Below are 11,734 nucleotides of genomic sequence, written 5' to 3'. Positions count from 1 at the left end.
TTGAGGTGAAAACGATGGACGTTTTCCAAACCATGCGGTTTTTCATGGCTGTTGCCCAGAGCGGCAGTTTTACCGCGGCAGCCGAGCTATTGGACACCACGACAACCAACGTCTCCAAAGCCGTTTCCAGCCTCGAGACCAGGCTTCAAACCCGTCTGATTAACCGCACCACCCGACGCCTGGCGCTGACCGAAGCCGGTGCGCGCTATTTGCAACGATGCGAGAGGATTCTTGACGAGGTACGTGAAGCCGATGAGGAAGCCGGGACCGCTCACACCCGGCCCATGGGCAGGCTGAAAATTCACGCCATGTCAGCCATCGGTAATCATTACGTGATCGATGCCATTGCCAAATACAGAGAGACTCATCCCTCGGTCATGTTTGATTTGACGCTGACCAATCGGCTACCTGACTTGCTCGAGGAAGGGTATGACATGTCGATTGTTTTAGCGCGGGATCTGCCCGATTCGGGGTTTGTCGCTCAGCGGCTTGGCATCACTTACAGCATTCTCTGCGCCTCGCCAGCTTATCTGAAGAAACGCGGAATCCCGGACTCTCCGGGTTCTCTTGGTACACATGATTGCTTGAGGATTGTTAATACGGTAATGCCGGTTGAACACTGGGCATTTGAGGGGCCTGAAGGTGCGGAGTCAATCAACGTCCCATTGTCTCCTTTTCATATCAATACGGCTGATGGAATGACTGTCGCGATAACAAACGGGATGGGCATCGGTATTCAGCCGATTGCTTCTGCGGTCAATGGCCTCAGGGCCGGCACGTTAGTGCGCGTGCTGCCGGAGTATCGGCTTGAAGAGTTGAATCTATTTGCAATCTACCCATCACGAAAATTCGTGGATGCGAAGACAAAGACTTGGGTGGAGTTTCTTAAACATCACATCCCGGGCATGTTGGCATCCGATGAAAAAATCGTAGGCTCAGGAAAAACATCAGTTTTTGAGTGAGTTGCACCGCAGGCAAGGAGTGTCGACCCTCCATCGTCCGCACGGCACTCAACCGTTTGAACATCCAGTGCCCATCACTTGATATTGCATGACATGCCGTTGATCGTGGGAGTCTTCATAGGTCATTTGCACCGGGACCGGTTTGCACTCGTCCGGAATCTCTGAGAGGTAAATGACTTTCTTAATGTCGAGCTTCGTTTCGTACGTGTAGATCTCAACAGGTGCTTTACTGGTCGCGTTAGTTGAATGGCCATCGTCTGCAAAGGCGTGTGCGCCTATACCGGCAAGTGCCAGAAGCACCGCAATTTTTAAAATTTTCATTTTATTCACCGTATCGTCCTAGGTTGACTCTGCGTCCGAGATGATCGTAAACGTCATATCGGATTTGCGAGTTGCTACCTCGTGAGCGAGTGGATACTTACTCCATTTGCTCACTGGGTAGAGACGATGTTAGGTGTTTGAACTTCTTTCAAATAGCGGCCGACTGGACAAACACTGTTGCCGGAATCCGCATGAATGGCCCAAAGATCGCAGGCTCCTACAGGGCATGGGTACGGGTGTACTCAACCTCTGCAGGAACCTGCGATCTTTCTATTATTGGCTACCCGACAAGGGCGGGGTGCGCGGTGGGATCAAGCGTTTCGTCCCCGTCGACTCGAACGCCGAAGCCAGGCGAAGCAGCGTCGAATCGTCGTAGGCGCGACCGGCAAATGTCAGCCCGACGGGCATGCCGATATCCGGCATGACACCCATCGGCACCGTAACCGTGGGAACGCCCAGGTGGCGGATGGCGAGATTGCCGTTGGCAACCCATACCCCGTTACTCCACGCGATGTCCGCAGACTTCGGATCGACATCGGCATTCGCCGGCCCAACGTCGGCTACCGTCGGAAAGATCACCGCGTCGAGCCCCAACCGATCCATCCATTCCTCCAGATCGATTCGACGGGTCTGTTCCAGCCCGCGCAATCCATCCGGCAGCGTGTCGATCTGATCCCACGGCGTAATACCGCGTTCGGCCATCCGCACGTACTCGTCCATGCCCGCGGCAAGATCGCCCTCGCGGTTGGGCAGCGTCCCCGGATCGTGGGGGAAAATCAGCGGCCCGTTCACGTCGATCAGGCGATTGAGTTTTGGATCGCCGTTGGCTCGCAGAAAATCATCGAACGCCCAAGCCGTCAGATCCCACAACTCATGGTGCAGGAACTCTTTGGATACCAGGCCCCGGTTAAACACCGTCGGTGCGCCAGGACGATCGCCCTCGCAATTGGAAACCAGCGGGAAATCGACCTCGAGCACTTCAGCACCGGCCGCTTCGAGTGCCTTGCGCGCCTGCTCCCAGAGCCCGATCACGGAGGGGCGAGTGTTGATGCGCTGGCCCGTCGGCCCACCGATGCCAGGCGTATCGCTGGTGCCTGCGTCGGGATCGGCGTTGATGTACATGCGAGGCACGCCGAAGCGCTTTCCTTTCAGCGCATCGCTTTTCGCGGCCAGCGATCCGTAGGAAGCGGGGCGCACCGAAGCGACACTTGGAATCGGCACCCAAGGTTGCATCCGCCATAGATCACCGCGTGTGTCGGGATCATCGGCCACCACCACATCGAGCACCTCGAGCAGGTCCGCCATCGTCCGGGCATACGGCACGACCACGTCCATCGTCGGCGTCAACGGCCAGTTGCCGCGCACCGAGATCACCCCACGCGAAGGCGTATAAGCACACAAACCGTTGTTCGAAGCAGGGCCACGTCCGCTCGACCAGGTTTCTTCCGCAAGACCAAATGCCGAGAAGCTGGCGGCGGTTGCGGTACCAGCGCCGTTCGATGAACCCGAAGCGAAAGGGGCGGTGAGGTAGTCGGCGTTGTACGGACTCTCCGCACGGCCATACACACCGCGCTGCATGCCGCCGTTGGCCATCGGCGGCATGTTGGTCTTGCCCAGGCAGATCGCCCCGGCGGCGCGAAGCCGTTCGATGGTGAACGCATCGCGATGAGCGATCAGGTTGGCGAAGGCGGGACTTCCAGAGGCGGCAGTCAGCCCCTTCACCAGATAACTGTCCTTGGCCGTGTAGGGGATGCCATCGAGCGGCCCCAGCGTCTCGCCCCTGGCCCGACGAGCATCGGACGCCTGCGCTTCCTTGAGTGCATCGGGGTTGCGCACCACCACCGCGTTGAGGGCGGTGGGCGTGTCGGCGCCGTCGTAGGCGTCGATCCGGGCGAGATAAGCCTGCACAAGCTCAACCGCCGTGGTCTGGCCGGATTCGAGCGCAGCACGCAGCTCGGCAATGGAAACCTCGGTGACCTCGATCATGCTGTTACCACCGGCTGTTGATGGGGGACGCTGTGAATGTTTGCGGTAAGGACATCACTTCTCTCAAAACGGGGGCTCGAATGGCGTTCACCGGAACTCGCCACCCCAACTTTTACAACGTGTACGCAGGTCATTATCAGCGCCTCGAAAATTGCTCACCGGTGAGAAGGATAACTGAAGTCCGCTTCTTTCATGGAGCCTTGATGCTGTCCGGCGCAGCGGGACGGAGGTCACTCGGGAGCCAAATCGCCGTACCAGTAAGCCGCCGTGACGCCGCCATCCATCAGAAAATCGCTGCCGGTAATGAACGTGCCCTCAGGCCCCATCAGCAGCGCGCCCACGGCGCCCACCTCATCCGGCGTGCCGCCGCGTCCTGCCGCGCTCAGTTCGATCATGCGCCGGTAACCCTCACCGCGTGGGCCGCTCAATTCGTCCCGCGCCAGCGGTGTAAAGATGATGCCGGGGCTGATCGTATTGACCCGCGCGCCGCGTTTACCCCAGCGCACCGCTTCAGCCATGACTCGCAACGAGTTGCCACGCTTGGAGATCTGGTAGGCGTTCAACGGATCGGTGACTTGATCGGCTTGCAGCATTGGAAGCGCGAGCAAGTCGTCCGCCGGGGTGGTTGCCAGCGCTTTGTTTTGTTCGGCGCTCAACGCGGGCAAGCGGTGGCCGGATTGTGAGGCGATCACGATCGCGGAGCCGCCTTCGGCGATGACGTTGCCGAACTCCTCAAGCACAACTGCCGTGCCATATAAATCAACTCGCAAAATGGTGGCAGCCGGCGCTTGAGAGGGTGAAACCCCCGCGGCGTGGATGACACCGGTGATATCGCCAATGGCCGTCGCGGTCTGCACCAGCGCCTGCACCGATTCACGAGAAGAGACGTCTACGATGGCTGTGGTGACTTCGAACCCTGCCTCAAACAAGACCTTTGCCGCCGCATCGGCGTTCTCCTGCCGCAGATCCGCCAGCACAACGTGCTTACCGGCACTGACTCTACGGGCAATGGCCTGACCGATTGAGCCGGCGCCAATAACGACAGTCACCTTCGTAAGATTTTTCATGGGTCTATCTCTCATCAGGTTGAAATGGACTAAACCGGTTGGTGGCATAATCGTCGCAGGTTCATAACCAGGGCGTATAAATGACCACTGAAAGCTACGACCAACTCGCGATATTCGCGGCCGTGGCACAGGAGCGCAGTTTCACCCGTGCCGCCGCCAGGCTCGGCATGTCGCAGCCCGCGTTGAGCCGGGCCATGCGTCAGCTGGAGGAACGACTGGGCGTCAGGTTGCTTGCGCGCACCACTCGAAGCGTTTCCCCCACGGAAGCGGGCGAACATTTGCTGCGGGTGATTGCTCCCAGGTTCGAAGAAATCAACAGCGAGTTGGCACTGCTCAGCGAGTTCCGCGACAAGCCGGCAGGCAAACTGCGCATCACGGCCGGCGAGCATTCCGCGATCACGATCCTGCAACCGGTGCTCGCGAAGCTGCTGCCCGACAATCCCGATCTCAACATTGAGATCATTGTGGACTACGGCCTGACCGACATCGTGGCGGAAGGCTTCGATGCCGGTGTCCGCCTGGGTGAGCAGGTCGCCAAGGACATGATCGCGGTGCGCATCGGCCCCGACATGCGGATGGCGGTTGTCGGCTCCCCGGAGTATTTCTCCCGTCACCCGAGGCCAAAAGTCCCGAGCGATCTGATGCAGCACAACTGCATTAACCTGCGCATGCCGACTTACGGCGGCATCTTCTCCTGGGAGTTCGAGAAGAAGGGGCAAGTGCTGAAAGTGCGCGTCGAGGGCCAACTGGTGTTCAACAACATCGCCATGCGCCTGGATGCCGCTCTCAAGGGGCTGGGGCTGGCCTACATGCCGGAAGACCTGGTGCAGACACATATCGCGCAGGGGCGGTTGATTCGCGTGCTGGCGGACTGGTGCGAACCGTTTTCGGGGTACCACCTCTACTATCCAAGCCGACGCCAGAGCTCTCCCGCCTTTACGTTGTTGCGCGATGCCCTGCGCTACGCGGGTTGATTCCTGACTCATGGCTGTCCGGCGGTTCTAGCCAACGCCTCGCGGGCACGCTGGGCGGCATCGGCATCGCCGTGATCGGCCAGCACCTGGATCAGCTGACGCAATTGCGCAGCGCTCAGGCCGACCCTCATGCTGGCGGCCATGTGCGAGCGCAGTTGCGGCTCCGCGCCGGGCGTGGCGGCCAGTGCTCCGACGGTGGCCAGCTCGCGACTTTGCCAGTCCAGGTTATCGCGCTCGAAGATGTCGCCGAACAAATGCGCCTGCAGGTACTGGTTGATAACGGGGGCGAAGTCGAACAGCGGGCCCTGGACGGGCGCGCCCGCAATGCGCGTCTGGTTAGCCTTGCCCACCGCCAGCAGTTCGTCGCCGCTAGGAATCACACTAGCGGGTTCGCGCCCCGGGGCGTCCTGGAGACCGCGTTGTTTGCGTTCCTCCAGCACCTTCATCAGCTCGCCGAGTGCGTTGAGGCTGCGCGGAAAGCCGACATAGGCATAGAGTTGCACCAGGATTTCCTTCGCCTCGCTGACGGTCAGGCCCGCATCCAGCCCTTGGTTCAAGGCGGCATTGAGCCTGGGCATGTTGCTCGTGGCCATGAACGCCGCAATCAACGGGATGGATTGCTGCCTGGCGGACAGCACCTCGGAAACGGGTAGTTCGGCGGACATTGCTTGCGGCTTCACCGGACTTTGCGCATTGGATGGGTCATCGGTGACTTTCTCCAGCCATTGCACGCTTTTACCATCCACCACGCCGGTCACGGCCAAATGGGTCATGGCGCTCGTCGGTGCGGCACCGTGCCAATGCTTGACGCCCGGAGGGCAGACGATCACGTCTCCCGGATGGATTTCCTGTACGGGCTTGCCCCATTCCTGTGTCAGCCCCACGCCGGAAACCACTACTAATCGCTGTCCTGCGGGATGGGTGTGCCAGGCCGAGCGCGCGCCCGGTTCGAAGGTGACGTAGGCGCCGGATGCACTGATTTCGCCGCTGGCGGGAAACAACGGATCGACGCGCACCCGCCCGGAGAAGTAATCCGCCGGTCCCGCTGCCGAAGCCTGTGTGCCGGCACGGCTGATCTGCTGGGCGGACAAGGATTCACCGGCAGTGTCCGGTTGGCTGGCCGCGCTGGCGAAGGGCGTCGCGGCGCACACTGCGATCCCGAAAAGGGTTTTGTTCATGATGACGGGTCCTCAGGTCAGAGTGTTCTGGCGTAAAACGCAGTCAACTTGCCCATTGCCGCGTCCACATACGCGGGCACCCAATAGGTTTCGATGTGGGTTGCGCCCTCGATCTTGAACAATTCCTTGTCCTTCGTGCCGGTGGCCTTGGCGAATGCATCCTCGGTCATGTACAGGCTGTCGGCCTTGCTGCCCGCGATCATCAGCAGCGGTTGCTGGATCAGTTCAATCTGGTCGGTGGCGTCGAAGCGCATCAAGTCCAGCAAACTGCTCATGGTGTACTTGAAGGTCGAGTTGGGATGCGCATGCGTCTTCCAGTAATACTCGTAACCCTGGCGATACAGATCGAACGGCAATTTGGCGATCTGCTCATCCGTCAGGTTGGCATCCCCGGCATAGAGAATTTCCCCGCCAGCCGCTTCCTGGGCTCGGGCAGCGGAAGCCTGCTCCAGACGTTGCTGGACAGTGTCCAGTTGCGAATCGTTGTAGCCATTGCGACGAACCCGTCCGGAGTTGAACATGCTCACCGTTGCAATCGACTTGAATCGCTTGTCGGTTTTCGCCGCGGCCAGCGAGTAGCCGCCACCACCGCAGATGCCGAGCAAGCCCAGATGCGCACTGTCGACGCCTGGATAGCGGGCGATGAAGTCCGCCATGCCATGGATGTCCTCGATGCGGTAGGCCGGTTTGTCGACGTTGCGCGGCTGACCGCCACTGGCCCCCTGATACGCGGCATCCGCGGCGATCGTGATGTAGCCCTGTTCTGCCAATCGCTGGGCATACAGACCGGCGACCTGTTCCTTCACTCCGCCATTGGGATGCGCCACGACGACGGCGTGGTATTTTTTCCCCGAGTCATAGTTCGCGGGGGTGTAAACGTTGGCGGCAATGTCCAGGCCGTTGAGCGTGTACGTGACCGGGTGGATGTTGACCTTGCCCGGTTCGTTCTTGGTAATCGCGCCGCCGTAGGTCAACGTGAAAGGATTCTGCTTGTAGTCCGCGGCCTCAACCTCGGCTGCCGAAATCCCGACCATGGCGGCGAGGAGGGTGGCCTTTATCGTTGTTCGCATCGTGTGAATACTCCTGCTGGTTCCTGTTTCTGAAGGGCACGGCAGCCATCGCCGTGCTCGTAGTCAATCCAGATGTTTCTCTGCAAGCAATTTCGAAACCAGATCCGCGATCTCGACGTTGTTGAGGTCCGAGAACGGGAAGTGGCTATTGCCCTTGATCCCGATCTCCGGCAAATGGATGAGCGTTACGTCACCGCCATGGCGATTCACCGTATCGCGCCACAGGCGTGCCATCTCGAGCCGGGCACGCCAGCTGTCTTGTGCCGGCAAACGAACCGGTTTGGCGGGGATGTTGTCGCCATAGAAGATGACGATGGGAATGCGGGTCAGCGCTTCGAACTGCGCCGTCGATACGACATGGGCGATGAGTGTGTCGAACGCGCTGGGAATCGGCGCGGGAACCTCTCCTTCTGGAAACACGAAACTGCTGCCCGGTTCGAACGCCACGATGGCCCGCACGTTATGGCTCTTGATCGCCGTCAGCCAACCGGGCCCGCCACCTTGCGAGTGGGTGAACAGGATGGCGGGGCCGGTTTTATCCAGCAAGGCAGATACGCCATCGGACACGACCTCAATGTCGTAGGGGCCGGTGTTGGGCGTCATCGAACGGAAGAATTGCTCCTGCGCTTCCTGCCCACGCGGAAACTGGCTGCCCTCGAAAGTGTCGGGCCACAGACCGAAGCGGAACTGGTTGAACCACATCTGCTCGTCGGCAACCGGTTTGATTGTCGTTTCAACCAGGCTGCGGCCCGCATCGCCACGCCGTGGCTGGTCGATCAGATACGTTGCGAAGCGGCGACGCAGAAAGATGTTCTGGAACCCTTCACGTCCATCGGCCGTGGTCTCCCAAGACTTCGCGGACTGTCCGGCGCCGTGCCACATGACAATTGGCAGCGGGCGAGCGTCAACCGGGACCTGGTAGAACGCATACACATGGTCGCCGTGATAACTCTGGCCGTCGGGTTTCATGGGGTGGTAGGGATCGAAAACGCCCGGCTGAGCGATCAGCCCACCGCCGGCAATCAGGCTTCCCTGATCCTTGATGACCAGCGGGCTGCGATCATCCGCACCAGCGACCGCACCGGTGCACAGAGCGAAACAAAGGGTGCCCGCCCGGGCTGCTGCGGGCATGCATTTGCGGAGGATGTCTGGGGTCATGGATGGCTCTCGATTTGAAATCGCAGAGCAGCAACTTACCCTTGGGCTATTGATTGATAAATGGTGCTAATCGTATAGGACTGATATCAAAATCACATAAGTGTGGTGTGTACCAAAAAAAAGCGAGGTGCTCAGCACCCCGCTTTTTTTGGGGCTGTCGGGCTCAGCTCCCAGCCTGTTTATTCAACGCCTCCTCAGCCGCGGCGATTTCTGCCTGGCGCTTGATGATCATCTCGCCCACGGGCGGGCCCTGGAAGCGTCGGGCTTCGAAGGCGAACCAGATGATTGCCGTCAGAATCAGAAAACCGATGGTGATGTACAACGCCCACTCGTTCGGCGGCTGGATGCCGATGACGAAGATCAGCACCATTGAGAGGACCGAGAGGATGGCGAACAACGAGTACAGCGCGCGCCCCATATTCCACGGTCCCATGTGCGGCCACTTCGAGGTCCCGTAGGTAAACAGGCCCAGCACGATGGGAATGATGAACGAGAAGAACAGGAAGATCACCGTGCAGGAAACCACGATCGTGTACACCGGTGTTTCTCCGATCGACACCAGCGACGATCCCCAGACGAACAGCACCGCAAGGGTGGCACCGGTCCAGATCGCCGCCACCGGGCTGCGATGGCTCGGCGAGACCGAGGCCAGTGCTTTCGAGAAGGGCAGGCCGCCGTCGCGGGAGAACGCGAAGATCATGCGTGAGACCGAGGTCACGGTCGCCAGCCCGCAGAGGAACTGCGAGATAAAAATCGCCACGTAAAGCGCCATTTTGATCGCCGGGTTCACCTGGGTGTCCATCGCCCAGAAGAACACATTCCAACCCTGCTTCGCCGCTTCATCCATGTTCGGCAACATCAGTACAAACGAGCAGAGCATGACCCAGCCGAACAGTAACGACCAGGCCACCGACGAGACCATCCCGATCGGCACCGACACGGCCGCCTTGTGGGTCTCTTCAGACGTATGAGCGGAGGCGTCATAGCCGGTGATGGTGTAGATCGGCAAGAGCAGGCCGAGCATGAAAATCCAGCCGTTCGACACCTGTGGCCAGACAGCGCCGCCAGCCGCGCCGGAGTAGTTGCTGAAAGTCACCAACCGGACGAATTCATAGCTGGGGGCGGCGATCAGGCAGACGATGGTCAGCGCGGTTGCCGTGGCGAAGATCAGATAGCCCGAGAAGTCGGTGAGCTTGGCGGTCAGGCCGATGCCGAAGTGGTTACACAAGGCCTGGATGCCGGTCAGGATCGCCAGGAAAACGATCCGTGTGGGGATCGTGTCTTGCATGCCCAGGGCCGGTCCGAAGGCTCCGAAAAAGAAGTAATAAGTGCCGACGTTGATCGCGCCGAGCACCGTGATCAGCCCCAGCAGGTTGAACCAGGCCGTCAACCAGCCGGTGAAGCGGTTACCGAGAATCGAGCCCCAGTGATAGAGGCCACCGGCGGTGGGGTAGGCCGAGGAAATCTGGGCCATGGCCAAGGCGAAAACCCCGGAGATCAGGCAGCCCAGTGGCCAGCCGATGCCGATGGCCGCGCCGCCTGCACCCGAGGTGCCCTGTGCCAGCGAGTTGATGCCACCCGAGAGGATGCAGATGATCGAAAAGGAAATGGCGAAGTTGGAGAAAACACCCATGCGTCGCGAGAGTTGCTGGGCATAGCCCATGCTGTGCAACACCTTGATGTCGTCGTCTTGTGGCGCGGTGGCGCCGGGTTGGCTTACAGGACTCATAATGTGTGCCTTGTCAGGTTTGATACACATCCATCCGCGTAGTGCGTTGCCGAATGGGACTGTCTTCAACCCCCTGTCTTACTGCTCCTGCGTCTAATGGATAAAGCCCATCCATGCTGTGGCCGTTCTAAAGACGGCCGTGATAAGCCGCTTCGAAAATTTCTGCCGCGCCATTGCGTGTCAATGGCAGCGGATTACCGCCGGCGCAGGGGTCGACAATCGCCATGTCGGCGATCAGGTCGGCCTGCTGATCATCCACCCCCAGCTCCACCAGCGTATGCGGCACGCCGATGTCCTTGCGCAGCTTGAGGACGAAGGCCATAAAGCTGTCGAAGCCCGGGGAGGGCAGGCGCAGATACGCCGCCAGACGGGTGATGCGTTCCTCGATGGCCGGGCGATTGAACTTCAGCACATAGGGCATGAAGGTGGCATTGGTCATGCCGTGGTGGGTGTCGTACAGGGCGCCCACCGGATGCGAGAGCGCGTGCATTCCTCCCAGGCCTTTCTGGAATGCGGTGGCGCCCATCGCCGCAGCCGCGAGCATTTGTGCGCGCGCGTCGAGGTCGGAAGGGGTGTGTACCGCCCGCACCAGGGCATTGGCCACCAGGCGCATGCCCTCCACCGCGATGCCTTCGGCCATGGGATGAAAACCGGGCGCGCAGTACGATTCCAGGCAATGGGAAAACGCGTCCATGCCGGTGCCGGCGGTGACCTTGGCGGGCATGCCGACGGTAAGGGCGGGGTCGCTGATGACCACCTTCGGCATCATCTTCGGATGGAAAATGATGCGTTTGGTGTGCGTGCGCTCGTCGATGATCACCGCCGCACGGCCGACCTCGGAACCGGTGCCCGCCGTGGTCGGCACCGCGATGATCGGGGCGATGCTGCTTTCGTCGGCGCGTGTCCAGTAGTCGCCGATGTCTTCGAAATCCCACACCGGTCGGGTCTGGCCGCTCATGAAGGCGATGAGCTTGCCCATGTCCAGGCCGCTGCCACCGCCAAACGCCACCATGCCGTCATGGTTGCCGTCGCGCCAGGCGTCGAGCCCACCCGCGAGGTTAGCTTCAACCGGATTGGGTTTGAGGTCGCAGAACAGCGCGACACCGAGGCCGGCGGCGCGCAAGGATTCCAGCGCCGCCGTGGTGATCGGCGCACGCGCCAGGCCGCTGTCGGTGACCAGCAACGGTCGCTGGATACCTTGGCTGCGACAGACCTCGGCCAGCTCGGCGATGCGGCCGACACCGAAGCGGATGCTCGTGGGGTAGTTCCAGTTCGCGGTCAGGCTCATG

10 protein-coding genes are annotated in these 11,734 nt (G+C 60.4%); 2 read left to right on the top strand and 8 right to left on the bottom strand.

All coding sequences use genetic code 11. The annotated features are described in order from the left end of the window. The first annotated feature begins 14 nt into the window (after positions 1-14). A complete protein-coding gene (locus tag ACCC96_RS24880) occupies positions 15-962 on the top strand; it encodes a LysR family transcriptional regulator (RefSeq protein WP_413697189.1) in 948 nt (315 codons plus the stop codon). Positions 963-1,010: 48 nt separating this feature from the next. On the opposite strand, the gene ACCC96_RS24875 is transcribed toward ACCC96_RS24880, so the two are convergent. From ACCC96_RS24875 to ACCC96_RS24865, 3 genes are all read right to left on the bottom strand, one after another. Further along, complete coding sequence (locus tag ACCC96_RS24875; RefSeq protein ID WP_413697188.1) at positions 1,011-1,283, bottom strand: DUF2790 domain-containing protein; 273 nt, start codon at positions 1,281-1,283, stop codon at positions 1,011-1,013. A 273-nt stretch (positions 1,284-1,556) separates the two neighbouring features. Beyond that, positions 1,557-3,269, bottom strand: coding sequence for an amidase (locus ACCC96_RS24870; protein ID WP_413697187.1), 1,713 nt, complete (start codon positions 3,267-3,269; stop codon positions 1,557-1,559). Between the two features lie 230 nt (positions 3,270-3,499). Further along, entirely contained in the window at positions 3,500-4,336 is an 837-nt protein-coding gene (locus ACCC96_RS24865) for an SDR family oxidoreductase (protein ID WP_258668935.1), read from the bottom strand. Between the two features lie 80 nt (positions 4,337-4,416). On the opposite strand from ACCC96_RS24865, the gene ACCC96_RS24860 reads away from it, so the two are divergent. Beyond that, positions 4,417-5,310 (top strand): LysR family transcriptional regulator, encoded by an 894-nt coding sequence (locus ACCC96_RS24860; protein ID WP_413697186.1) that lies wholly within the window; start codon positions 4,417-4,419, stop codon positions 5,308-5,310. Positions 5,311-5,318: 8 nt separating this feature from the next. Here the strand turns inward: ACCC96_RS24860 and ACCC96_RS24855 are convergent, their stop codons facing one another. The 5 genes from ACCC96_RS24855 to ACCC96_RS24835 form a co-directional block, all read right to left on the bottom strand. After that, entirely contained in the window at positions 5,319-6,488 is a 1,170-nt protein-coding gene (locus ACCC96_RS24855) for a cupin domain-containing carboxymuconolactone decarboxylase family protein (RefSeq protein WP_413697185.1), read from the bottom strand. 17 nt (positions 6,489-6,505) lie between these two features. After that, positions 6,506-7,558 (bottom strand): alpha/beta hydrolase, encoded by a 1,053-nt coding sequence (locus ACCC96_RS24850; RefSeq protein ID WP_413697184.1) that lies wholly within the window; start codon positions 7,556-7,558, stop codon positions 6,506-6,508. A gap of 63 nt (positions 7,559-7,621) precedes the next feature. Beyond that, positions 7,622-8,716 (bottom strand): alpha/beta hydrolase, encoded by a 1,095-nt coding sequence (locus ACCC96_RS24845; protein WP_413697183.1) that lies wholly within the window; start codon positions 8,714-8,716, stop codon positions 7,622-7,624. Positions 8,717-8,879: 163 nt separating this feature from the next. Beyond that, entirely contained in the window at positions 8,880-10,445 is a 1,566-nt protein-coding gene (locus ACCC96_RS24840; protein WP_413697182.1) for an amino acid permease, read from the bottom strand. A 127-nt stretch (positions 10,446-10,572) separates the two neighbouring features. Continuing rightward, complete coding sequence (locus ACCC96_RS24835) at positions 10,573-11,733, bottom strand: iron-containing alcohol dehydrogenase (RefSeq protein ID WP_413697181.1); 1,161 nt, start codon at positions 11,731-11,733, stop codon at positions 10,573-10,575. Between the last annotated feature and the right edge of the window lies 1 nt (position 11,734).

The sequence above is a fragment of the Pseudomonas sp. Pseusp11 genome, from assembly GCF_047304405.1.
In the GTDB taxonomy this organism is placed as follows: domain Bacteria; phylum Pseudomonadota; class Gammaproteobacteria; order Pseudomonadales; family Pseudomonadaceae; genus Aquipseudomonas.
Note: the sequence above shows the minus strand (reverse complement) of the source record. Positions and strands in the feature narration are given on the sequence as shown.

Bases quoted from the DNA above. Each gene is read 5' to 3' on its own strand.
- ACCC96_RS24865 (WP_258668935.1), bottom strand. From the start codon at position 4,336: ATGAAAAATCTTACGAAGGTGACTGTCGTTATTGGCGCCGGCTCAATC.
- ACCC96_RS24835 (WP_413697181.1), bottom strand. From the start codon at position 11,733: ATGAGCCTGACCGCGAACTGGAACTACCCCACGAGCATCCGCTTCGGT.
- ACCC96_RS24840 (WP_413697182.1), bottom strand. From the start codon at position 10,445: ATGAGTCCTGTAAGCCAACCCGGCGCCACCGCGCCACAAGACGACGAC.
- ACCC96_RS24880 (WP_413697189.1), top strand. From the start codon at position 15: ATGGACGTTTTCCAAACCATGCGGTTTTTCATGGCTGTTGCCCAGAGC.
- ACCC96_RS24860 (WP_413697186.1), top strand. From the start codon at position 4,417: ATGACCACTGAAAGCTACGACCAACTCGCGATATTCGCGGCCGTGGCA.
- ACCC96_RS24870 (WP_413697187.1), bottom strand. From the start codon at position 3,269: ATGATCGAGGTCACCGAGGTTTCCATTGCCGAGCTGCGTGCTGCGCTC.
- ACCC96_RS24845 (WP_413697183.1), bottom strand. From the start codon at position 8,716: ATGACCCCAGACATCCTCCGCAAATGCATGCCCGCAGCAGCCCGGGCG.
- ACCC96_RS24850 (WP_413697184.1), bottom strand. From the start codon at position 7,558: ATGCGAACAACGATAAAGGCCACCCTCCTCGCCGCCATGGTCGGGATT.
- ACCC96_RS24855 (WP_413697185.1), bottom strand. From the start codon at position 6,488: ATGAACAAAACCCTTTTCGGGATCGCAGTGTGCGCCGCGACGCCCTTC.
- ACCC96_RS24875 (WP_413697188.1), bottom strand. From the start codon at position 1,283: ATGAAAATTTTAAAAATTGCGGTGCTTCTGGCACTTGCCGGTATAGGC.